General features: G+C 35.1%; 20 protein-coding genes. 13 read left to right on the forward strand and 7 right to left on the reverse strand.

Features of this window, described 5'->3' with window-relative positions; translation table 11 throughout:
- The first annotated feature begins 40 nt into the window (after positions 1 to 40).
- The 4 genes from SIB89_RS05685 (at position 41) to SIB89_RS05700 (ending at position 4,437) form a co-directional block, all read left to right on the forward strand.
- Positions 41 to 556, forward strand: coding sequence for an RNA polymerase sigma factor (locus SIB89_RS05685; protein ID WP_155089921.1), 516 nt, complete (start codon positions 41 to 43; stop codon positions 554 to 556).
- A gap of 102 nt (positions 557 to 658) precedes the next feature.
- Entirely contained in the window at positions 659 to 1,543 is an 885-nt protein-coding gene (locus tag SIB89_RS05690) for a FecR family protein (protein ID WP_273292354.1), read from the forward strand.
- Positions 1,544 to 1,550: 7 nt separating this feature from the next.
- Positions 1,551 to 3,848: a TonB-dependent receptor domain-containing protein gene (locus tag SIB89_RS05695; protein ID WP_412561516.1), complete on the forward strand. Its 2,298-nt coding sequence runs from the start codon at positions 1,551 to 1,553 to the stop codon at positions 3,846 to 3,848.
- A gap of 43 nt (positions 3,849 to 3,891) precedes the next feature.
- A complete protein-coding gene (locus SIB89_RS05700; protein ID WP_273289462.1) occupies positions 3,892 to 4,437 on the forward strand; it encodes a YfiT family bacillithiol transferase in 546 nt (181 codons plus the stop codon).
- Positions 4,438 to 4,511: 74 nt separating this feature from the next.
- Here SIB89_RS05700 and SIB89_RS05705 read toward each other — a convergent pair whose 3' ends face one another.
- The 3 genes from SIB89_RS05705 to argS all read right to left on the reverse strand — a co-directional run bounded on the left by SIB89_RS05705 (position 4,512) and on the right by argS (position 8,797).
- Positions 4,512 to 5,810 carry a carboxypeptidase-like regulatory domain-containing protein gene (locus SIB89_RS05705; RefSeq protein ID WP_273289463.1) on the reverse strand — a complete coding sequence of 433 codons (1,299 nt, stop codon included), beginning with the start codon at positions 5,808 to 5,810 and terminating at the stop codon, positions 4,512 to 4,514.
- Between the two features lie 95 nt (positions 5,811 to 5,905).
- Entirely contained in the window at positions 5,906 to 6,961 is a 1,056-nt protein-coding gene (locus SIB89_RS05710; protein ID WP_273289465.1) for a helix-turn-helix domain-containing protein, read from the reverse strand.
- Positions 6,962 to 7,015: 54 nt separating this feature from the next.
- Entirely contained in the window at positions 7,016 to 8,797 is a 1,782-nt protein-coding gene (gene argS / locus SIB89_RS05715) for an arginine--tRNA ligase (RefSeq protein WP_273289467.1), read from the reverse strand.
- Between the two features lie 121 nt (positions 8,798 to 8,918).
- Between argS and SIB89_RS05720 the strand changes: the two genes are divergently transcribed.
- Positions 8,919 to 9,284 carry a bleomycin resistance protein gene (locus tag SIB89_RS05720; protein ID WP_273289469.1) on the forward strand — a complete coding sequence of 122 codons (366 nt, stop codon included), beginning with the start codon at positions 8,919 to 8,921 and terminating at the stop codon, positions 9,282 to 9,284.
- Positions 9,285 to 9,700: 416 nt separating this feature from the next.
- Complete coding sequence (locus tag SIB89_RS05725) at positions 9,701 to 11,755, forward strand: tetratricopeptide repeat-containing sensor histidine kinase (RefSeq protein ID WP_273289471.1); 2,055 nt, start codon at positions 9,701 to 9,703, stop codon at positions 11,753 to 11,755.
- Positions 11,756 to 11,808: 53 nt separating this feature from the next.
- On the opposite strand, the gene ctlX is transcribed toward SIB89_RS05725, so the two are convergent.
- On the reverse strand, positions 11,809 to 12,741 hold the full coding sequence (ctlX, locus tag SIB89_RS05730; protein WP_273289473.1) for a citrulline utilization hydrolase CtlX: 933 nt from the start codon (positions 12,739 to 12,741) through the stop codon (positions 11,809 to 11,811).
- Between the two features lie 112 nt (positions 12,742 to 12,853).
- On the opposite strand from ctlX, the gene SIB89_RS05735 reads away from it, so the two are divergent.
- Positions 12,854 to 14,605, forward strand: coding sequence for a M14 family metallopeptidase (locus tag SIB89_RS05735; protein ID WP_273289475.1), 1,752 nt, complete (start codon positions 12,854 to 12,856; stop codon positions 14,603 to 14,605).
- A gap of 55 nt (positions 14,606 to 14,660) precedes the next feature.
- On the opposite strand, the gene SIB89_RS05740 is transcribed toward SIB89_RS05735, so the two are convergent.
- Positions 14,661 to 16,139, reverse strand: a complete 1,479-nt coding sequence (locus tag SIB89_RS05740) for a helix-turn-helix domain-containing protein (RefSeq protein ID WP_155090043.1) — start codon at positions 16,137 to 16,139, stop codon at positions 14,661 to 14,663.
- A gap of 123 nt (positions 16,140 to 16,262) precedes the next feature.
- On the opposite strand from SIB89_RS05740, the gene aceB reads away from it, so the two are divergent.
- Both aceB and SIB89_RS05750 read left to right on the forward strand, forming a co-directional pair.
- Positions 16,263 to 17,861: a malate synthase A gene (gene aceB / locus SIB89_RS05745; protein WP_273289477.1), complete on the forward strand. Its 1,599-nt coding sequence runs from the start codon at positions 16,263 to 16,265 to the stop codon at positions 17,859 to 17,861.
- A gap of 68 nt (positions 17,862 to 17,929) precedes the next feature.
- The gene (locus tag SIB89_RS05750) at positions 17,930 to 19,561 is read left to right on the forward strand and encodes an isocitrate lyase (RefSeq protein ID WP_273289479.1); all 1,632 of its coding nucleotides are present in this window, start codon (positions 17,930 to 17,932) and stop codon (positions 19,559 to 19,561) included.
- Positions 19,562 to 19,677: 116 nt separating this feature from the next.
- On the opposite strand, the gene SIB89_RS05755 is transcribed toward SIB89_RS05750, so the two are convergent.
- Positions 19,678 to 20,259, reverse strand: a complete 582-nt coding sequence (locus tag SIB89_RS05755; RefSeq protein ID WP_155089934.1) for an NUDIX hydrolase — start codon at positions 20,257 to 20,259, stop codon at positions 19,678 to 19,680.
- Positions 20,260 to 20,381: 122 nt separating this feature from the next.
- Here SIB89_RS05755 and pyrE point away from each other — a divergent pair, with 122 nt between their 5' ends.
- Positions 20,382 to 21,026 carry an orotate phosphoribosyltransferase gene (pyrE, locus tag SIB89_RS05760; RefSeq protein ID WP_273289481.1) on the forward strand — a complete coding sequence of 215 codons (645 nt, stop codon included), beginning with the start codon at positions 20,382 to 20,384 and terminating at the stop codon, positions 21,024 to 21,026.
- 110 nt (positions 21,027 to 21,136) lie between these two features.
- Positions 21,137 to 21,532, forward strand: coding sequence for an SRPBCC family protein (locus tag SIB89_RS05765; RefSeq protein WP_273289482.1), 396 nt, complete (start codon positions 21,137 to 21,139; stop codon positions 21,530 to 21,532).
- On the opposite strand, the gene SIB89_RS05770 is transcribed toward SIB89_RS05765, so the two are convergent.
- Positions 21,529 to 22,260: a biotin--[acetyl-CoA-carboxylase] ligase gene (locus tag SIB89_RS05770; RefSeq protein WP_273289483.1), complete on the reverse strand. Its 732-nt coding sequence runs from the start codon at positions 22,258 to 22,260 to the stop codon at positions 21,529 to 21,531. The two genes, SIB89_RS05765 and SIB89_RS05770, sit on opposite strands and share 4 nt — an antisense overlap.
- Before the next feature lie 93 nt (positions 22,261 to 22,353).
- Here SIB89_RS05770 and rsfS point away from each other — a divergent pair, with 93 nt between their 5' ends.
- Both rsfS and ftsH read left to right on the forward strand, forming a co-directional pair.
- Positions 22,354 to 22,725 carry a ribosome silencing factor gene (gene rsfS, locus SIB89_RS05775; protein ID WP_155089938.1) on the forward strand — a complete coding sequence of 124 codons (372 nt, stop codon included), beginning with the start codon at positions 22,354 to 22,356 and terminating at the stop codon, positions 22,723 to 22,725.
- Positions 22,726 to 22,757: 32 nt separating this feature from the next.
- Positions 22,758 to 24,701, forward strand: a complete 1,944-nt coding sequence (ftsH, locus tag SIB89_RS05780) for an ATP-dependent zinc metalloprotease FtsH (RefSeq protein WP_155089939.1) — start codon at positions 22,758 to 22,760, stop codon at positions 24,699 to 24,701.
- The last annotated feature ends 49 nt before the right edge of the window (positions 24,702 to 24,750 follow it).

Here is a 24,750-nt window from a genome sequence, read left to right on the forward strand (position 1 = left end):
TGCTTTAGAAAATTTATTTATAATTTGTGAAGCGAAAGTTATGAGCCAACCCATACAAAATCATATTTGCGAAGAACAACTGTTTGAACGTTTGTACAAAAAACATTCAAAAAACCTTCATGACTTCTTGTATTACAAGTTTGGTGAAAATCTAAATCCACAAGATAAAGTACAAGAAGCATTTATAAAATTGTGGCAGAATTGCAGTAAAGTTTCACCAGACAAAGCAAAGAGCTTTTTGTTTACAACAGCCAATAACCTAATGCTTAATGCAGTTGCGCACAAAAAAGTGGTTTTAAAATATCAAAAGCTACCTCAAAAGCACTCTACAAACGAATCACCCGAGTTTGTAATGCAAGAAAAAGAGTATCATCAAAAATTACAGAATGCACTCGCTAATTTAACTGAAGCACAACGCGTGGCTTTTTTAATGAACAGAGTTGAAGGTAAGCGATTTAAAGAGATAGCAGAACTATTAGATATTTCCACTAAGGCTGTAGAAAAACGAATTTATGGAGCGTTGAAAAAGCTGCGTAAGGATATTGATGGACTTTAGCTTAGTTACCAGTCTTAGTCGCAGTATTCAGTTTTTGGAATTTGGAAATATTAGAAGGTAGGAATTTTTAGTGCTTAGCTGTTATATAGATGAATTACCATTATGAAAAGAGAAGAACTCATAAAAAAATGGTTGGACAACAACCTTACTACTGAAGAGCAAAAGGCTTTTGAGCAACTAGAGGATTATAAAGATTTAATCCGTATGAATAGTGCTTTAAATAATTTTAAGGCTCCAGAGTTCTCTATGGAGAATAATTACAAAGATTTAAAAACAAAAATAGACAGTAATAAGTCTATAGATTGGTATAAACCTCTTCTTAAAATTGCTACAGTACTGGCCATCTGTTTTAGTGTTTATTATTACACAACGACTTTAGATACAAAGGTCAATACTGATATTGCAGAGAAAACCCAAATTGTTTTACCAGATGCTTCAACAGTTGCGCTTAATGCGAATTCTTACTTAAGTTTTAATGAAAGTCATTGGAGTAAAAACCGTGAAGTAACATTAGATGGAGAAGCGTTTTTTAAAGTGGCCAAAGGACAACAGTTTGATGTTATAACCAATGATGGTACTGTGAGTGTTTTGGGTACTCAGTTTAATGTTAAACAACGTAAAAACTACTTTGAAGTGACATGTTATGAAGGATTGGTAGCCGTGAAAAACAACGAAGAATTTGTGAAATTAAAGCCTGGATTTAGTTTAAGAATAATAGATGGGAAACTACTTTTTAATGAAAAAGAAATCGCTACGCAACCAACTTGGTTGCGTGGTGAAAGCAGTTTTAAAAATGCATCTTTACAACACGTTATTTCAGAACTTGAAAACCAGTACAATATAAAGGTAACTGTTGAAAAGGTAGATACTTATCGCTCATTTACCGGAAGTTTTGCGCACAATAATTTAGATTTAGCCTTGCAATCCGTAACAATACCATTAAATTTAAGCTACAGTAAGTCTGGAAATTCTATTGTGTTTAAATGAGTTCAATGTGAATAAACTATTACGGCGTGTAGTTTTATATCTATTTTTCATCACTTCTTGTCACCTGGCTCAAAGCCAAAATAAAGAAGAACAACCTCTTGCCTACATTCTTGAACAATTAGAAAAACGATACGACGTTAAGTTCTCTTATGAAACCAAAACTATTGAAGGTGTTGCGGTTTCTCCATTGTCTGCAGAATTATCATTGGATGAAGCATTGGACAAACTAAAATCCATTACACAGCTCAATTTTAAAGTACTTAGCAGTCGATTTATTGCCATTAGTGCAAAGCATAAAACCATACAGTATCTAGAGGAAGTTGTTGTGACTAATTATTTAACCAAGGGTATTTCTAAAACCAATAATGGTGCGATTGCCGTAGATGCCAAAGCCTTTGATATACTTCCAGGTCTTATTGAGCCTGATGTTCTTCAAATTGTTCAAAATCTTCCGGGAATTATTAGTGTCGATGAGCGTATTTCTAACATTAATGTAAGAGGTGGAACAAATGACCAAAACCTAATTCTCTACGAAGGCATGAGAATGTACCAATCTGGTCATTTTTTTGGATTGATTTCTGCGTTCAATCCTTATTTATCTGATGAAATACGGGTTGCGAAAAATGGTACAAGTGCACTATTTGGCAACGGTGTCTCAAGTACTATTTCCATTAAAAACAGCAATATAGTTGATAATAAATTTAATGGTGGATTGGGCGCAAATCTTTTGAGCGTTGATGGATTTGCAAAAATTCCGCTGAATAAAAAAATGGAATTACAAGTGTCTGCGAGACGTTCTTTTACAGATGTTCTAGCCTCTACCACCTACGATGCCTATTTCGATAGAATTTTCAGGGATTCTGAACTTAATGCCTCCAACAACATAAACACCGTACTTGCTTTAGATGAGCGTTTTTTATTTTATGACCTCAACACTAAGTTTTTATATGATATTGATGAGACCTCTAAACTTCGTATTAACCTGCTTAATATTTATAATAACCTTGACTACAATCAAATATTCACAAATTCCAATAATGAATTTCAAGAAGTAAGAAGCACCTTAAACCAGGTGAGTTATGGTTTTAGCACGAGTTATTCAAAAGAATTTAACGACGATATTTCCGCTTCGGCTCAGTTATATTATTCCAACTACGATTTAGATGCTCAAAATAATGATATTACCAATGACCAGCTTTTGACACAAGAAAATAAGGTTGAAGATTACGGCTTGCGTATAGACATATCACAAAACGTAGACAACAACACGGAAATTAGAGGAGGTTATCAGTTTAATGAGGTCGCGGTCACAAATTTTGAAGATGTTTCCAATCCTGATTTCACAAGCTTAGTAAAAGAAATTATAAGAACACATGCTTTTTTTGGTGAAACGGAACGCTACTCAAAATCTCGAAACACCTATATAAGATTAGGAGCCAGAATTAGTTATTTTGAAAAGCTAAAAGAGCTGGTTATTGAACCTCGCTTTGCGTTCAATCAAAAAATTTCTGATGATATTAGGGTTGAAATATTAGGTGAACTGAAAAGTCAGTCGATAACTCAAGTTATTGATCTACAGCAAGATTTTTTCGGTATAGAAAAACGTCGTTGGCAGCTTTCTAACTTAGACGACGTGCCTTTGATACGTAGCCAACAAATATCACTTGGTGTCAGTTATAACCAGAACAATCTTTTGGTTTCTTTAGAAGGCTATTATAAGAATGTTGATGATATTACGGCACAAAGTCAAGGGTTTCAAAATCAGTTTCAATTTGCCAATGATATTGGTTCTTACACTATCACTGGTCTCGATTTTCTTGTCAATAAACGTTTTAATAATTTTAGTACATGGTTGAGCTACACTTTAAGTAATAATGATTATAAGTTCGATAATATCAATGACGGCAATGCTTTTCCGAACACAGTAGATTTAACTCATGTTGCCAATGCTTCATTAACCTATAATTTAGATAATTTTAAAATTGGTATTGGTTTTAATTGGCATTCTGGTCGTGCATATTCTAAACCTTCTGATGTTCAGAATAATGCTAATTCCGTTATTGAATATAGTAATCCTAATGGTTCGAGATTACCGGATTACTTTAGAGCTGATATTTCAGCCATATATAAATTTGAATTAATGAAAGGGGTGAAAACTGAGATTGGTGCCTCTGTTTGGAATATGTTTAACCAAACCAATATCATTAACCGTTATTACACTTTTGATGCAGATGATGCTATCATTGAAATAGATAATCGTTCATTAAAATTTACTCCTAATCTAAGTTTTAGAGTTAACTTCTAACCTTTGTGTTTTATGCTTAATTTTAAGCTCAAAACTTTTTTATATGACCGAACAAGAATTGTACGAATTGAGATTCCCTATAGGAGAGTTTGAAAAGCCTCCTGTTATTACGGAAGAGCATTTACAAGAATGGATTGATGCCATTGAGACCTTACCTCAGCGAATTATATCAGTCACCAATAATCTCAGTGGCAAAGAACTTAGTTACAAATACAGACCTGACGGTTGGACAATTAGGCAAGTTGTTCATCATTGTGCAGATAGCCATATAAATAGTATTATAAGATTTAAATTAGCGTTAACGGAAGATTCGCCAACCATAAAACCCTATTTTGAAGATCGATTTGCCAAACTCATTGACTATAACGAACCGCTAGATGATGCCATATCTATTCTTAAGGGAGTACACAATAAACTTGGTATATTACTTAGAAGCTTTTCTAAAGATGATTTAAAAAGAGAGTTCGTTCACCCAGAACATAGGAAGCGTTTCTCTATAGAAGAAACCATTGGTATGTATGCTTGGCACAGTAATCATCATTTTGCACATATAGAGCAAGCACTTCGCTATAAAGGTGAATTTAATTAAAGCGTTTTTAGCAAAAAAGCCCAGGAATTATTCCTGGGCTTTTTTGCTATTAATTATAATCAAACTATGAAAATTTAAGGTGTTCCATTGGCAGACTGTTCTCTTTCTCTCTCTTTTTCTTTCTCGATGCTCTTTCTAATTTTTTCTATGGCAGATTCTATAGATTTATCTGGCTCTATTAAATTGTACTGTCCCCAAAAATTTGGATCTGAAAAGCCCGAAATAGCATCAGTAATTATTACCGTTGGTCTTAACCTATCTTTATTTCTAATCTTAATATCTGAAGTGTTTATTTCCCAATCGGTAACAGCCATTTCGCTAGATAACGTATAGACTTTATTGAAAATCTCTCGTTTTTTATTCACCTTAAATTTTAAACTCAAGTTAGAGTAGCTGTAGTACCATTTACCATTTTTAGCTTTATAATCAACTCTATAGTTAGCCTCTAATGGGTACACTACAACATCTCTAGGCTTCTTTTTAACCAAAAGGTTTTTGGTCTTGCTTTTATTGCTCACATCCAAAGAGTAGTTCGCACTAACCAATGCCAGTGACTGTGTATCTATGTATAGTTTACCGTTGTAGTTAAGATTTAAACCATTATTTCTTGGTCTAAAATTAACCACATAAACATTTCTATTATTTACTGTTGAAGGCGCATCAAAAGAAAATCTATAACTACTAATGGTCTCATCGGTAAAAATATATTCAGGGTATTTCATAATATCCAAATATATTGTGGAGAATGGACCACCTTGCAATTTTACGGAAACTGTATCCAAACGCTTATAGTCTGTGCTTTTTCTTGCCTTACCAAGTTTTATAGCATCACGCTGAGAAGATGTGTGAGGTTGCTTTAGAATATTAACAACAGCTTCTGTTAAGGATACATTTCTATTACGGCGTTTTATGGTTTCCCTGTAAAAAGCAGTCATGTATACCGACTCGTTCATAACGTTGTTGTTCTTTTCCTTAAAAACTCTACGTACCAGTTTCTCAGCATCCTTAAAAGCAGAAATACTAACAGCCGTTAACTCTGTTACAGCTTCATAAAGTTTAATTTTGTTTCCGTCTTTAGATAACTCCGAAAGCGGGAGTACACGTGTGTTATAACCTAAAAGGCTAACAATCACTTTAGAATCTAAATACTTAGTAGGAACTTTTAGTGTAAACTCACCTTCAGAATTAGTTATTGTACTAATGTTGGTTTCATTCACATTAAGACTAACAGCCTCTAAAGTTCTATTGGATTTTCCATCAACAACCACTCCGTTATACTCAGTAAAATCTGTCTGCGCATTTATGGAAAAAGTCATTAGAAACATGGCAATGCATGTACTGATACAAGTTTTGTAAAAATATATTGTTTTCATAGCATAATTATTTAGCAATTAACCCTTACTAAGATACGAAAAATGCATGGAGTTGCCTATAAACCAAAATGTTAAAAAGTAAATAATGATAATTCTTAACTTCTTTTTTGCTTTCTAAAAGCTGAAGGTGTTTTGTCGGTAAACTTTGTAAACGCCTTATAGAAAGTCACTTTATTATTAAAACCACTCTCTAAAGCAATCGCCTCAATTTTATAGTGATCGTATTTTGGATTGTGTAAGTGTTGTTTGGCAGTTTCTATTCTGTGTTTATTAACATAGTCGTTAAAGTTCTCATCTATCAATACAGAAAATGTTTGTGATACATGGTGCGACTTCTCGTTTAAGGCTTTTCCCAGGGTTAGAATGCTTAAATTATTATCTAAAAATAATTGATCATTTATAAACGCGTCTTCTATCTTAGATTTTATACGAACCATATCTTTTTGCGAAAGGTTAGAGCTAAAGTATTTTTTTCGAATCTTTTTGAGAAAATCTGGATTTTTGAATAACAGATAGCCAATCCCAAAAATCATTAATGTAAGAATAAGGTAGTACGATGCAAAATCCCTCCAACCATCTGCATAATGTGTTAGATAAGAAATAAGAATTGTAGAACACACATAAGCTACAACCAAAAATAAAGCATATTGAATCCGCTCTGTTGACAGTACCAATCTTTTAGTAAACAGAAATACAGAACACCCAATAGCGTAAACACCCATTTGGATGGCTAAAAAGTAATTCCACCGCATGGTCCTATTTACAAAGTTCTCTAAGATATATTCATTGCGCAATTGGCTTTCCATTAACAACACATCACCATAGCCTATCCAAAAAACAACAATGGGTAATAAATGCAATGTATCTACTAAACGAAGTTTCTTTTTGTCTTGAAAAACACACTGCAAATGGACGAAGAGCAGAGGACCAAAAAGCATGGCGATTTCATAATAAAACCAACTTCTAAATTGTGGATAGAGCATGCCTATCTCACTCGAACCGTATAAAAACAATAAAATATGAAAACCAACCAGCGCTATAAGCAAAGACAATGTTGTATTACGGAGATTGCGTTCCTTAAAAAAAACACCACCAGCTACAAAAAAGGCTATAAAAACTTGAGCGAATAGTATATAACGAATGATATCCAAGGGCAATTATTTTATTGGATACAATGTAATATTTATTTTTTGCTTAAAGAAACCCTACATACGCTCAGGTACTTCAATACCTAAAACACGAAATGCATTTTTAATAGTTTGCCCAACCGATCTAGACAAGGCTACTCTAAACCCTTTTTCTTCATCTGTGTCTGCTCCAAGAATGGACACATTTTGATAAAACGAATTAAAATCCTTCACTAAATCGTAAGTGTAGTTAGCGATTAGAGCAGGACTGTGTTGTTCAGCCGCATTTTGAATCACCTCTGGGAATTGCTCTAGCTGTTTTAACAACTGCTTTTCCTTTTCGTGTAAAACAACCTGGTCTCTGAGCGAAGTCGAAGTGACATCAGAGTCAGCTTTTCTTAATATCGACTGAATCCTAGCATAAGTATATTGAATAAAAGGTCCTGTGTTACCTTGAAAATCTATAGATTCTTTCGGGTCGAACAATATTCTTTTTTTAGGATCTACTTTTAGGATGTAGTATTTAAGTGCTCCTAAGCCAATGGTTTTATAAAGTGTTTTCTTTTCCTCTTCTGAGTATTCATCGAGTTTACCAAGTTCCTTGGAAATTTCTTCAGCCGTATTTGCCATCTCCTCTATTAAATCATCGGCATCAACAACAGTTCCTTCTCTACTCTTCATTTTGCCACTTGGTAAATCTACCATACCGTAACTTAAATGGTATAGATTTTTTGCCCAGTCAAAACCAAGTTTCTTTAAGATTAAGAATAAGACTTTGAAATGATAATCCTGTTCGTTACCTACGGTATAGACCATACCACCAACATCTGGATAATCCTTAATACGTTGAATTGCCGTACCAATATCTTGGGTCATATAAACCGCAGTACCATCACTACGCAACACTATTTTTTCATCTAGCCCTTCATCGGTTAAATCGCACCAAACGGAACCATCGTCTTTCTTAAAAAACACACCTGTTTTCAGTCCTTCGGAAACAAATTCTTTTCCTAAAAGATACGTCTGACTTTCGTAATAATATTTATCAAAATCAACACCAATAGCTTTGTAGGTCTCTTCAAAACCATCATAAACCCAGTTGTTCATTTTTTCCCAAAGGGCAACAACATCTTTATCACCAGCTTCCCATTTGCGCAGCATATCTTGGGCTTCCAATAAAATTGGTGCATTCTTTTTGGCATCTTCTTCAGACTGTCCTTGGGATACTAATTCTGAAATTTCTTTTTTATAAGCCTTATCAAATTCTACATAATAATTCCCAACCAACTTATCACCTTTCAATCCCGTAGATTGTGGTGTTTCACCATTCCCGAAACGTTGCCAAGCCAGCATACTTTTACAAATATGAATGCCTCTATCATTAATGATTTGGGTTTTGTAAACTTTTTTACCAGACGCTTTTAAAATTTCGGCAACCGAATATCCTAAAAGTACATTTCTAATATGGCCTAAGTGTAATGGCTTGTTGGTGTTTGGCGAAGAATACTCTACCATTATAGCCTTATCATCCTTTAGCTCATCAAAACCAAAGTTGGTCTTATCCTTAATCTCGTTGAAGAAATTGAAATAATAAGCATCGTCAATTTCTATATTCAAAAAGCCTTTTACAACATTAAAACCTTTAATCAAGTCCACATGGTCTTGCAAATATTGCCCAACTTGCTCTCCAATGAATGCAGGATTACCTTTCACCACACGCAACATTGGGAATACAACAACCGTAATATCACCTGCAAACTCCTTGCGAGTTGCCTGAAATTCCACAGATTCCAATTCCGATTGAAAAAGTGCTTTTACAGCGGCTTTTACGTATACGTCTAAAGTGTCTTGAAGGTTCATTTTCTACTTTGCCTTTTGGTGTTTAAAACGCTTGCAAAGATAGGAGTTTTATTGTTTTATTAAGATTTTGAATCATCTTAATTCCCTATTTTTAAGGAAGAAAAAATACATCAATCAAAAAATGGAAAGAAAAGAACATTTACTGAAGGGTATTCCTGTTTTAGCGTCTTTAAATATTAAGAAAACCGTTGAATTCTATAAAACCAAACTTGGCTTCAATCGCGTGGGTTATTTGGATGAGAATTATGCCATTATAGCCAGAGATAAATTTGTAGTTCACTTTTGGAAATGCAATGACAAAATCCATCCTGAAAACACAAGCTGCTACGTGGATGTTAAGGACATTGACACGCTTTATGAGGAATTAAAACCTTTTGGTGTAATTCATCCTAATGGACCATTAGAAGATAAACCTTATGGCATGCGCGAATTTGCCATTTTAGATGAAGATGGGAATTTAATTAAATTTGGGCAAGAGCTTGAGTGATAAAATCACCTGTTTTGGGAGAATCAATGTCTTTTTGATTTTGAGCATAAAGCGCTTCCAGCTTTCGACTTATTTAATCTTAACTAATTAATTAGCAGCATATTACAAAAATCGTGCATTTCATCGATAAAATGGTCGTTTTTCCATGATTTCTGCCGTTAATCGATACAACATTTTTTTCAATATTTTCATCGGTCAGTTTATCTAATTTATTGGTATTAAATCCCAATTATTAGTGTATTTGAGCACATTATGGCATTTTTGGTAGGCTATTAACAAATGTCCCAAACATTAATGAGGCTTAATTATCGAACATTAACCACGTCGTTATTGTTTAGTGTTGACTTACTTTTAGCATCCCTCTATAAAAGTTATATACACCAAAACATTGCACTTCGTCTTTCAATCAGGCAAGTATGAAGCAGTTATTGACATTAGCTGCGTGTCTTGTTTCATTCTTCATTTTTTCACAAAATGATAGAATAGACGACCTTACCGTACAATTAGCTTATCAAAAAGCTGATTCTACAAAGGTTGACCTATCGCTAATGCTCATTGATGAACTCTACTCCGTTGAAGACTACAAAAAAGCGTTACTCTACATTAATCAGACTGCTAAACTTTCTGAAAGCTTAAATTACACTAAAGGCTTAGCAGAAAGCACATACTACAGAGCCTTAATCTATACGCAGCGTAACGATTACTACAATGCCATTGATAATTACGATAAATCAAGAAAATATTATCTGCAAATCAGTGATACTCTAGGTATCGCTAAAGTAAGTAACAGCATTGGACTTATTGAAATAAGGCGCGGCAACTATGCTGTTGGACTTAAAAACTCGCTTTCTGCAATTGACATTTTTGAAAAGCAAGACCTAAAAGATGAACTCAGCTCTGCCTACAACAATTTGGCTGAAGCTTATTTTAAGACCAATCAAATTGATAAGGCAATTGAATTCAATATTAAAGCGCTTGAGGTAAGGGAGCAAATCAATGACCGAAAAGGCATTATAGCATCCACTAAAAATATTGCAGATCTCTATTCTATGCGAAAAGAGCATCGCAAAGCCATTGAGTATTACGAAAAGGTTTTGGATATGCTTAACCCAACAAATGATAAAGACGTTCGTGGCGAAATACTTCCGAAGCTTGGTAGCGAGTACTTACTATTTAAAGAATACGATAAGGCTTCAGACTATTTGGTTGAAGGTTTAAAGTATAACAGAAGGGAAGGCAACCAAGAGGGCATTCTTCGTGCACTTAATGCCATTGGTAATTTAAATCTTCAAAAGAAAAAAGTAAGACTTGCTGAAATTCAACTTAACGAGGCTTACACTATCGCTCAAAAAATTGATAACAAAACTGAGCTATTAGAAAACTATAAGCTACATATTGCTTTAGACTCTACTCGTGGTTATTTTCAGAATGCCTTCTTCTGGCAAAATAAGTATTATGACCTAAAAGAAGAGTTAGCAGAAACCGACCAACCTTTTTTCCCGACAGATGTTGAACCTTTAGATTTAGATGACTCTAACCCAATTGAAGATGACATCAACAATTTTGAAGAAAACAGTACTGATGGCAAAAAGACTTGGCTAGACAACCCTTTGATTTTATATGGAGCTCTTGCTGCCACGGCACTATTACTTGTATTATTGTTATTCATTTTTATTAAAAACAGAAAACAAAAAGCAACCATAGCAGAACAAAAAGAAAAATTAGAACAAGAGAAAGTTAGAAATGAAGCAATCTTAGAACAAACCCATCATCTTGAGGAAGTCAACCAAGTGAAGGACAAACTCTTCTCAATAGTGTCCCATGATTTAAAGGATTCTATATCATCCATAAAGGCTTTTCTCGATTTACTTAAAGAAGACAGTATATCTAAAGAAGAGTTTAGAGAGCTAATACCTGAGTTGAGCGAAAATGCCAATAATGCGTCTTCACTCTTATTCAATTTATTAAACTGGTCTAAATCACAAATGCAAAGTTTAGAGCCAAAACCAGAATTGTTTAATATTCAGGAAGTCTTCCACACCAAAATGGCATTGGTAGAACAAAAGGTTGAAGACAAACGCATTGTGCTTATTGATGAATCTCAACGTGACTTTATTTATGCAGATAGAAGCATGGTAGAAATCGTGATTCAGAATTTAATCACTAATGCCGTTAAGTTTAGTAGAACTGGTGATGTTATTACAATTTCAAATCAAGATGTTAATGGCAAAGCACTTATTTGTGTTGAAGATACAGGTGTAGGTATTTCTAGAGAAAATATCGATAAGCTTTTTAATGCCAATAAAAACTTTACGACTGTTGGTACTAAAAACGAAAAAGGTACTGGACTCGGACTTACAATTGCCAAGGATTTAGTAGAGTTAAACAATGGAAGAATCTGGGTAGAAAGTACTGAAAATGTCGGTAGTAAGTTCTTTATAGAACTTCCAAAGGCGGCTCCAATAGCTTAGTTTATTTATCTACAGTTCTAAATAACCAGAAGCAAATCCCTACGCATAAACGTTTAGACCTTCTTAGGAAGAAACACCTCAGCCATCATACAACGCGCACTACCACCTCCACAAGTTTCAATAGTCTCTAATGAACTCGACAAAATCGGACAATGTTTTTCTATACGATTGATTTGGTCTTTTGTTAAACTCTTGTGAGCAGCTTCACTCATTACCAAATAGCGGCTTTCATTTCCACGTAGTTGTAACATATTGCCAGCAAATTGATGCATCTGTGCTTCTGTAATTGAGATTATCTCTTTACCATCTTGCTTTAAATGCTTCACTACATTTTTACGTTCTTTTTTATCATCAATACTGTCCAAACAAATCACAGCGAAATTCTCAGCCAAACACATCATTACATTGGTATGGTAAATTGGCAAACGATCACCATCTACAGTTTGGTTGGCGGTAAAAATGACTGGAGTATATTCGAAATCTTCACAGAATTCTATAAACAAATCCTCATCTGCTCGTGGTGACAACGCACAATAGGCTTTTCTGTTCACACGATCCATTAAGATACTTCCCGTGCCTTCTAAAAAAACACCTTCATCTTCTGCAGACGTGTAATCAATAATATTTTCAATTTTAAACCCTTCTTTTTCGAGTCTCATAAAGACTTCATCTCTGCGTTCACGTCTCCTATTCTCAGCAAACATTGGATATACAGCTACATCACCATTTCCATGGAAACTCACCCAGTTATTCGGAAATATAGAGTCTGGAGTATCTCTTAACTTGTCATCTTCCTCAACAATCACATTAATACCAACAGCTCTCAATTTTTCAACAAAAGCATCAAATTCCTCCTGTGTTTTCGTATTGATTTCAGCATTTTTAATATCTAAATCTTCCTGAAAATAGTTGTTGACGGCAGTTTGCTCGTTCATTCTAAAATTAACAGGACGAATCATTAATATGGTATCTGTGGTTTGTTGCATGTATTAAATTTTGAAAGTTTTGCAAAATTAGTGATTTTTCTAATCTGAATTTTATGATGTTGGCAATTTTTATACTTAAAATCTGTAAGTTTGAAGTACAATCCTATTCATCATGAAAAAACTTTTAATTCTACTATTGTTAATCACTTCTTGTTCAGAAAATAAGGAAAATAAAGTGGATAACCATACGGATATTGACTTTACCACTGTTTTTGAAAAAAGCAAAGGTTTGGAAACGGCAACCTATGACGAAACGATTCAATATTATTTGGATTTAGCGGATAGTTATTCTGAAATTTCAATCCAGGAAATTGGTGAAACCGATTCCGGAAAGCCGCTTCATATTGTTACTTTAAATATGAACGGCACTGGTGATGATTTTGAAAGCCTGAGAAAGGACAACCGAATTCTGCTTATTAATAATGGTATTCATCCTGGCGAATCTGATGGTATCGATGCTACCATGATGCTCTACAGAGACATTGTGCAAGGCAAAATTGAAGCACCAAAACGTACGATTTTAGTGACCATTCCAATCTATAATGTCGGTGGAAGTCTCAACCGAAATTCAGGTACACGCACCAACCAAAACGGACCACAAGAATATGGCTTTAGAGGTAACGCGCGTAACTATGACCTCAATCGGGATTTTATAAAGTCCGACACTAAAAACGCACGTACTTTTGCGCAGATTTTCCATTTGGTACAACCCGATGTTTTTATAGACAATCATGTGAGCAATGGTGCAGATTACCAATATATCTTAACACATTTGTTTACACAGCATAACAAACTAGGTGGGAAATTAGGAGACTACCTACACACCGAAATGATGCCACAATTAGAACAAAAATTGGAAGCCAAGGATTGGGACATCACACCTTACGTTAATGTATTTAACCGCACACCAGAATCTGGCTTCTCACAGTTTATGGATTCTCCACGCTACTCAACAGGCTACACCACATTGTTCAACACCTTGGGCATGATGGTAGAAACCCACATGCTAAAACCTTACAAGCAACGTGTGGAAGGCACTTATGAATTAATGAAAAGCATGTTGGAAATCACTGAAGAGCAAGGTGACAGAATCACCCAACTACGTGATGAGCAATTCAACACGTGGTCTGCTGGTGACATTTATCCTTTGGATTGGACTGTTGATACCACTCGAACATCAACCTTAAATTTTAAAGGTTATGAAGGTGAAATGATACCTAGTGATTTAACAGGTGCTCAACGTCTAAAATATGACCGATCAAAACCTTTTACCAAAGAGGTGCCTTATCAAAACTATTTTGTGCCAACCACAGAAGTTAGCATTCCAAAAGCTTATATCATTCCGCAAGGTTGGCATAATGTAATGGATTTATTAGAATTGAACAACGTAGCGTTTACACAGATTGAAGCCGACACCACATTAACCGTAGAATCCTACAAAATAGACCTGTACGATACCCGACGTAATGCCTACGAAGGCCATTATCCGCATTACAACACCAAAGTAAAATCCTCTGAAGAGAAAATAAGGTTTAGAAAAGGGGATTATATGGTAAGTACAGACCAAAAGGCCATACGTTACTTACTCGAAACTTTAGAACCAACGGCTCCAGATTCATTTTTTAACTGGAATTTCTTCGATACCATTTTACAACAAAAAGAAGGCTTTTCCCCTTATGTTTGGGAAGACAAGGCTAAGCAACTTTTAAGAGCAAATCCAAAACTTCAGATTGAATACAATATTAAAGTGAGCTACAATGAGGATTTTGCCAACAACTGGTTTGCGCAATTAGATTGGATACATAAGCAGAGTGGTAATTATGAAAAGGCGCATTTGCAGTATCCTGTTTATAGGATAAACTAAATCAAAACCCTAATATCAGGACAGCTATTTTCCTATTTCGTATTGGTCTTTTATTTTAAGTATTGAACTTTGTCTTCAACTCTTCAACAATCATTTCTATTTCTAAATTCTTTTCGTCCTCTTCTAGAACCAACGGAGGTGCCTGCCTAACTTCACAATTCTCAATAGTACATCGTTCACAAGTAACACCCACTTCTTGCTTAACAATATTTGAGTCTGAGAGGAAGTTGATTTTCCGCTGAAGTTGTTTGTTAATTAGCAAGCCGACACTAATACTACGATAATAATCTTCACTAAATGGATCTTTAGTGGCTGAAGATAATACCAAATACTTTCTACCTTCATTAGTATAATTTGAAATCTGAATATCGAATTGATGATCATTATCATTTGTGCTTATTTGGTTCAATACCTGCAAAGACACCCATCGCCTACAGTAATGCTCGTTACGCTCGTTAGCTCGCGGAGAATGTTGGTGTGACAAATGCAATTCTTTCTTAAGATGAAATCTACCACTATTCACTTTATGTGTGAATCGTAAAAAAAACAAATCCTGAATATTAAAGGCTTCTGGTAAAATATTGGTCAGTCTTTGATAAAATGATTCAGGCGAAGCATTAAACGCCTTTATAGCCATTAAGAACGACACCCTATCAAATACATCTTTTTCAAATATGTTCTTTAAATGATCAACAATCATTACTTTAGGAATAGTTAGAGCACCTGCAAAATAGGAGGCGTAGAAATTATTGAGCACTTGATCAAAAGTGTCAAATTTTATCCATGGAAATGTAAATAATCGCTCCTTAATTCCTAAAAAGTTATACGCTAATTCTTTTGCATAGATAAAAGCTCGTTGTCCCTCGTCAATCTCGTTAGTGAGTAATAAGGTTTTTGTTTTAGGCACATATACAGAACGCAAATTAACCAAAGCTTTGTACTTACTCAATTCATCGTGTATGATTTTATAATCATATTCTTCTACCAAAATATCTTCTAAATCCTTAGAAGAAATACGATGATTTACATCTATTTGATAAGCTTCAATAAATTTTGAAACTTGTGATTCTAAATCATCAAAATAATTGTTATTCGCTTCTTGAAAAGATCTTACAGAAGCCAAAAAGAAATTCTCGCGAGTAAAATTATAATGCTGTGCAATTTTTATAATCGTACTAATAAATGCATTTACTTTTGCTGGAGCATTAGCAACAATATCTATTAAATTGCTTTCTTTAATACCAAAAAGCTCTAAAGGAATTTCCTTAAAAATTTTAGATCGCAATAATTCTCCAATAGGAGCCAAATTTTTGTCCAATTTTAATGACACCATCTGATCGTAAGGCACATTAAGTTTTTCTGAGAGCGTAACAATTTTATCTGGTTTAGGGTATTTTTTACCATTTTCAATCTCGTTGAGATATGATTTTGATAATCCAGAAATCTTAGACAAGCCGAACAACGATAAATTCTTTTCAGTTCTTATCTGTTTTAATTTTAACCCAAAAATGAGCTTTATATAATCTTCTTCCATATATGTTTTCAAAGATAATATAATTTGCGAATAAACTAATTTTTGTGAATTTCATCATTTTAGCGAACGTTCGCTTGTTTTTTAAAAAACTTTATTCTAATATTGTATCAAAATAATTTAGATATGGAACAAACGCTGCTCAAACAAACCAAAATCATTTTTTCAAATGAGGTAAACAATTATTTTCCTGAAATATTAACCGACGAAGCTTTAGACTTTCTTATTGCACTACATGAGAAATTCAATTCAAAAAGATCGGGACTTCTAAAATCCCGAATTGAGCAACAGAAGGTTTTTGACAATGGTGAATTTCCGAAATTTCCAGCCGAAACAAAAAACATAAGAGAAAACGACTGGACAGCAGGTAAAATTCCTGCAGATTTACAAGATAGACGTGTGGAAATCACAGGACCTGTGGATAGAAAAATGGTGATTAACGCCTTAAATTCAGGCGCCAAAACTTTTATGGCAGATTTGGAAGACAGCAACGCTCCAACATGGAAAAACACTATTGAAGGTCAGCAAAATCTAAAAGATGCCAATAACAGAACCATCTCATTAACGGATTCTAAACGTAGCAAGCATTATGAGCTCAACGAAAATCCGGCTGTGTTATTGGTTAGGCCAAGAGGTTTGCACCTTGATGAAAAACATATCTTAATAAATGACGAAGTTACTTCTGGTAGTTTAGTGGATTTTGGACTTTATGTGTTTCATAATACCAAAACCCTAATGAAAAACGGAACAGCTCCGTATTTCTACCTCCCAAAATTAGAGCATTATTTAGAGGCGCGCTGGTGGAACGACGTTTTCAATTTTGCCCAAGAGTATTTGAATGTTCCAATCGGTACATTTAAAACAACCGTTTTGGTTGAAACCATAACAGCGAGTTTTCAGTTGGACGAAATCATTTATGAATTGAAAGACCATATCGTTGGTCTTAATTGCGGACGTTGGGACTATATTTTTTCATACATTAAAAAATTCAGAAACCACGATGGCTTTTTAGTGCCAAATCGCGACCAAGTAACGATGACCACACCTTTTATGGATGCCTATTCTAAACTTGTGATTCAACGTTGCCACAAACGAGGAATTCTAGCAATTGGTGGCATGGCAGCACAAATCCCGATAAAAAACAATCCAACAGCAAACGCTGAAGCTTTGGAAAAAGTAAGAAAGGATAAAGAACGTGAGGTAAAAAACGGACATGATGGCACTTGGGTGGCGCATCCTGCTTTGGTAGAGGTTGCTATGAATGAATTTAACAAACACATGCCAACTGCAAACCAACTGCACGTTACTCGTGATGATATTTCCGTTACCGAGAAAGATTTGGTGGAACTGCCAAAAGGGACCATTACCGAAGCTGGCATAAGAAAAAACATAAACGTTGGAATTCTTTATACAGAAGCTTGGTTACGTGGCCACGGAGCTGTGGCACTCTACAATTTAATGGAAGATGCTGCAACTGCAGAAATTTCCAGAACGCAAGTGTGGCAATGGCTTAAAAACGAAGCCAAGCTTGAAGATGGCAGAACATTTAATATGGGGCTTTACAAAACATTGTTTGATGATGAAATTGAAAAAATCATCACGGAAGTTGGCGAGGACAATTGCCTCAAAACACAATTTAAACTGGCATTTGAGATTTTTAATAAACTGGTAGTTTCAGAAGAATTTGTAGAATTTTTAACGCTTCCTGCGTACAAACATATATAAAAGCGATCCTGCGATTGCGGACACAATCAACAGGATCTAATTATTAATTAAATAATCATTTCAAAATTATGAAAAATTTATCACAATCCAATTACAGCTCTGCTCTGGAAACAATCCAAAATCTTAAAGCAAAATATGGCGAAACTTGGAACGCTATCAAATCTGAAAATGCTGCCAGAATGGTTGCACAAAACCGTTTTAAAACCGGTTTGGACATTGCGAGATATACAGCTGCAATTATGCGAGAAGACATGGCAGCTTACGATGCAGATTCTTCCAACTACACACAATCATTAGGTTGCTGGCATGGGTTTGTAGCGCAACAAAAAATGATTGCTGTTAAAAAACATCATAAAACAACAAGCAAAAGATACCTTTACCTTTCGGGTTGGATGGTGGCTGCACTACGCTCAGAATTTGGACCGTTACCAGACCAATCCATGCACGAAAAAACTGCTGTTTCTGGTCTCATTGCAGAAATCTATGATTTTCTGAGACAAGCTGATGCGATAGAGCTAAACGATTTATTCAGAAGACAAGAAAATGGTGAGGACGTACAGGATGAAATCGATAATTTTGAAACTCACATCGTTCCAATCATAGCAGATATTGATGCAGGTTTTGGCAATGAGGAAGCCACGTATTTATTGGCTAAAAAAATGATTCAAGCTGGTGCTTGTGCCATTCAAATTGAAAATCAGGTATCCGATGCAAAGCAGTGTGGCCACCAAGACGGTAAGGTTACCGTACCTCACGAGGATTTTGTGGCAAAATTGAATGCCATTAGATATGCCTTTTTAGAATTGGGTGTAGATGACGGGATTATCGTAGCACGAACAGATTCAGAAGGAGCAGGCTTAACACAAAAACTGCCTGTGAGCAAAACACCTGGCGATTTGGCATCCCAATATTTGGATTTTGTTGAAGCTAAAGAAATTGCTATTGAAGACGCTGATGAAAATGACGTGCTTATAAAAAGAGGCAACAAATTGGTTCGTCCAACACGTTTGCCAAATGGCTTGTATAAATTTAAGGAAGGTTCAAATATAGATCGTGTAGTTTTGGATTGTATTACCAGTCTTAAAAATGGTGCTGACTTACTTTGGATTGAAACTCCAACACCAAATGTGAAGCAAATTGCCAATATGGTAAACCGAGTTAGAGCCGTTGTTCCTAATGCAAAATTGGTATATAACAATTCACCTTCTTTTAATTGGACACTGAACTTCCGTAAGCAAGCCTATGAAGAAATGGTGGCAGAAGGAGAGAACATGACCGCTTATGACAGAAACAATTTAATGGCAGCAGAATATGATGGTACTGAGTTATGCTATCGCGCAGACCGAAAGATTAAAACATTTCAAAAGGACGGAGCAAGAGAAGCTGGGATTTTCCACCATCTAATTACACTTCCAACGTATCATACTACAGCACTTCATATGGATGATTTAACCAAAGACTATTTTGGCGATGAAGGTATGTTGGCTTATGTTAGAGGTGTTCAAAGACAGGAAATCCGAAAAGGCGTATCTTGTGTTAAGCACCAAAGAATGGCAGGCTCTGACCTTGGTGACGACCACAAAACATTTTTTGCTGGTGACAAGGCCTTGAAAGCTGGAGGTGAGAAGAACACATCCAATCAATTTAAGTTAAAGCCAGAAAACCAAAAGAAGAAGAAAAAATTAGGTGTGGTTGCCTAGATAAAATGTCAAATTAATTAATAGTAAGAGGCAAATTATTTTAATCGATAATTTGCCTTTTTTTACATTCTATATGGAAATATTGAAAGATTATAACCTTCGCAGAAATTCTAGCTTTACACCAAAACCCGAATATTAGCATAACTATTCTCCAAAGCTTCTTCGGATGCTTTTTCATCTAACCACTTTACCTTGGTAATGCCTTCGCTTTTTTCTGGTGATAGTTTGCCTTCAAAACTGGTCGTCATTTCAAACCAATAGGTGATTTTTATTTTGTGCTTGCCGTTGCGCTTAAAAATGTGATAAGTGGTTGAGAGTGGTTTAGTGATTTTCAACTCTTTAACGCCTGTCTCTTCTTCCACTTCCCGTATTGCAGTCTCTTCAATGGATTCCTTTCGCTCTGCTTTTCCTTTTGGTAAATCCCATTTATCGTTTCGGTAAATAAAAAGAACTTCGTTTTTATCATTGTAAACCTTTCCTCCACCTGCAACAACGTTTGGCAATAGCTTCAAAAACTTTTTTAAAAGCTTATCAGGGTTTTTATGGATAAGGTGTACAGCGTTTAAGTCGGTATTGTTAAGGGTTTTAATCACCTTGCCAATATTTACCGATTTCAACAAAAAATTCTTAAAGTCGGTTTCTTGCTTAATTTCTGTAGTTAATATTATAGGCTTATCACCTACATAAATAGTGTGCATGGATTTGGTCCGTTATTACTTTCTACTTGTAAAAATATTATTTTTTAGCGTAATCGCTTAGTATCAAAAATTAATTTACAATTAAAAAATATAATACTTGCAAAAATCATTAATTTTGCGCCATGATTTTTAATAAAGAAACCGCTAAAAAAACCGCAGAAGTTTTATTGCAGATTAATGCTATAAAACTACAGCCCAATGATCCTTTTACCTGGGCATCTGGATGGAAGTCACCCATTTACTGCGATAACAGAATCGTTTTATCCTATCCTCTTATTAGAAACTACATAAGAGAAACTATGGCTCGAGAAATTGAGGATCTGTATGGTAAGCCAGATGTTATTGCAGGTGTAGCAACAGGAGCAATTGGTATTGGTGCGTTAGTGGCAGACTATCTCAACCTTCCGTTTGTTTACGTAAGACCAGAAGCTAAAAAGCATGGTCGCCAAAATCAAGTTGAGGGTTACCTTGATAAAGGGCAAACCGTTGTAGTGGTTGAGGATTTAATCAGTACAGGAAAAAGTAGCCTAAATGCAGTAGCAGCGCTTAACGAAGCAGAAGTGAATGTAAAAGGAATGGTGGCAATTTTTTCTTATGGTTTTGATGTGGCAAAGAAAAATTTTGAAGACGCCAATGTAGAATTACATACGCTGGGCAATTATGAAAATCTGTTAGAACAAGCCCTAGACACGCGTTACATCACCCAAAAACAACAAGACATTTTAGCGCAATGGAATGCCAATCCTAGCGAGTGGAACGCTAATTGATATATTATCGCTGAGTCGTGTAATTTTTGATTCGTTCAATTTTATTAAAAAAAAGGTAAAACGGCATCAATTTAACGCACAAACAAATAAACAACTTAACATTCTTAAACATGAATTTAGAATCGCCAAAAGTAACCTTAGATAAGTCTCCTGAAGAAACGTTCAACTTTTTGTCTGACGTAAAAAATTTCGAAAGCTTAATGCCAGAAAACATCAGTAAATTTGAAGTTTTGGAAGACGACAAATTTCTCTTCGCCCTAAAAGGAATGCCAGAGATTATCCTTAAAAAAAAGGAAGCTGTTCCTTATAATAAAATTGTTTTAGGTGCTGCCGGCGGAAAATTGGATTTTTCATTAACAGCAGACATTACAAGAGCTGAACAAGATAAAAGCGATGTTCAATTATCATTTAATGGTGAATTTAATGCCATGATGGCCATGATGATAAAGGGACCAATCAGCAAGTTTATTGAAACTCTTGTCACCAATATGAAAACTGCTATTTAGTAAAGCAGTGTCAGCTCCTTTAGATCAAAGGTTTTTATAATTTCATCTTCTGTCCAAACTTTTAGTTTTCCAGATTTGCTAACTCCTTTTATAATGCCAGAGAAGGTTTCGTCCTTTGAAGTGCTAAAGGTTGACGGCTTATCTTTTCTGAATAGCAATGCTTCATATTCAGACTTTAATTGCTCGAATTGTTGAGATTCCAAAAGTTTAAAATAAAATTGAAGCTCCTTTAAAATTTTTGATAAAACTTCGTCTTTATTGTAGAGAACTCCAGTTAATAAGCTCATTGATGAAGCTTGTGGTAAGTTGTCAAAAAACTTCTGGTTGACGTTCAGTCCAAAACCAATGACAGACCCTTGAAACTTGTTATGTTTAATGACGTTTTCTATCAGAATCCCACATATTTTTTTATCTGCTGACAAAATGTCGTTAGGCCATTTAATACTAATTTTAGGGATTTGAAAGGTTTTAAGCACCTTACAAATCGCCAATGAAACCACCATACTAATGTAAAACTGATTGCTAACCTTAAACCCTATCATTTTCTTAAACACACTAGCTGTAAGGTTTTTACCGTTTTCCGTTTGCCATATTGTACCCATTTGCCCTCGTCCTTCAGTCTGGTGCTCCGCGACTACAACCGTGTAATCCTTAGGCAGAGCAACCGATGCCATAGCCTTTAGATGCGAGTTTGTTGAGTCAATGGCATCAAGTTTGATAATATACATTTAAACAGCGTTTTATTTTATAGTTTTCTTATGACAAATAGGGCTTACAAGAACTAAAAAAATAATAACTTTGCATAAATTTAATTCAATTTAATGACGAAAGAAAAAACCAGTGCAGACCAACTCATTACAACAATCATTGGAGGAATAGAAGAGGTTAAAGGAAAAGAAATTACAATTTTAGATTTAAGAGATATTGAAAATACGGTTTGCGATTATTTTATAGTTTGTGAAGGTACTTCTAATACACAAGTAAACGCTATCGTCAACTCCATACAAAAACAAGTTAGTAAAACCCTTAAGGATAAACCTTGGCATATTGAAGGTACAGATAATGCCGAGTGGGTTTTAATGGACTATGTTAATGTGGTTGTACATGTGTTTCAAAAGCATATTAGAGAGTACTATGACATTGAAAGTCTTTGGGGAGACGCTAAAATGACGCAAATAGAAACAAGTTACTAAATTAAACAGATGACCGCATTTGCGGAAACAAGATGGCAAAAGACAATAAAAATCCAAATAAAAAACCTAAAGTAAATCCGTATTGGATATATGGCGTTATCATTGCTGTGTTCTTATCCATACAATTATTTTCTGGCGGTTTTGGCGGTTCTACAGGAATACAAACCACTCCTTCTCAATTCTTACAATACCTAGAGAATGGTGATGTTGAAAAAGTTGAAATAGTAAATAAACGAGAAGCAAGAGTTTACTTAACCAAAGAAGCACAAGAGCAAGAAGTACATAAAAAATCGAAGCCAAAATCCATTTTGCCTTCAATGACTCCTGTCCCAAACTACAAATTTGAGTTTGGTGATCTTCAAAATTTTGAGAAAGATATACGTGAGATTAAGGAACAGAATAATTTAGATACTGAGGTTAAGTATGAAACCGAACAAAATGTTTGGGGAGATTTCTTATTGACCTTACTACCATTTATTTTAATAATTGGTGTTTGGATCTTCATTATGCGTCGTATGTCCTCTGGTGGCGGAGGTGGTGCTGGTGGACAGATTTTCAATATTGGAAAATCTAAAGCCAAGCTATTCGATGAAAAATCAGATACTAAAACATCATTTAAGGATGTTGCTGGTTTAGAAGGGGCAAAAGAGGAAGTTCAGGAAATTGTTGATTTCTTAAAATTCCCAGAAAAATATACAGCTTTAGGTGGTAAAATACCAAAAGGAGCATTGCTTGTAGGACCTCCAGGAACTGGTAAAACCTTATTAGCAAAAGCTGTAGCAGGTGAAGCCAAAGTACCATTCTTCTCTTTATCAGGTTCTGACTTTGTGGAGATGTTTGTAGGTGTAGGTGCATCTCGTGTAAGAGATTTATTTAAACAAGCGAAGGAAAAATCACCTTCTATAATATTCATTGACGAAATTGATGCTATTGGTAGAGCTAGAGGTAAAAACAACTTTTCTGGTTCTAACGATGAACGTGAAAACACCTTGAATCAGCTATTAACCGAAATGGATGGTTTTGGTACAAACACCAATGTTATTGTACTTGCCGCAACCAATAGAGCTGATGTATTAGATAGTGCCTTAATGCGTGCTGGTCGTTTTGATAGACAGATTTATGTAGATCTACCAGATGTAAGAGAGCGTAAAGAAATTTTTGAGGTTCACTTACGTCCACTTAAAAAAGAAGAAACTTTAGACATTGACTTCTTGGCAAAACAAACTCCAGGTTTTTCTGGTGCTGATATCGCCAATGTTTGTAATGAAGCCGCTTTGATTGCCGCTAGAAAGGGCAAAAAAGCAGTTAACAAACAAGATTTCTTGGATGCTGTTGATAGAATTATCGGTGGTTTAGAGAAGAAGAACAAAATTATAACTCCAGACGAAAAACGTGCAGTTGCATTCCATGAAGCTGGTCATGCTACAGTAAGTTGGATGTTAGAGCATGCTGCTCCTTTGGTAAAAGTAACCATTGTTCCTAGAGGGCGTTCCCTTGGAGCTGCTTGGTATTTACCTGAAGAACGCTTAATTGTTCGCCCTGAGCAAATGTTAGACGAAATGTGTGCTGCTTTAGGTGGTAGAGCTGCTGAGAAAGTTATTTTTGACAAAATCTCTACTGGTGCATTAAGCGATTTAGAAAAAGTAACCAAACAAGCTAGAGCTATGGTTACTATATATGGTCTTAGTGACAAGGTTGGAAACCTAACCTATTATGACTCATCTGGTCAATCTGAATATGGATTCACAAAACCTTACAGTGAACAAACAGCAGAACTTATTGATAAAGAGATTTCAGATATCATAGAAGAGCAGTACGAACGTGCTATAAAGCTCTTAGAAGCAAATAAAGATAAGCTTACCGAACTTGCTGAAGTTCTTCTAGATAAAGAGGTGATATTCAAGGATAACCTCGAAAAAATCTTCGGAAAACGTGCTTTTGATAAGGAAGAAACGATTATAGAAGAAGAAGAGTAATAGCTCTACAGACTTATAAAAAACTTAAATTGACTTAATGTTAGTTTAA

Source organism: Winogradskyella sp. MIT101101 (genome assembly GCF_047126865.1).
Lineage (GTDB): Bacteria > Bacteroidota > Bacteroidia > Flavobacteriales > Flavobacteriaceae > Winogradskyella > Winogradskyella ouciana.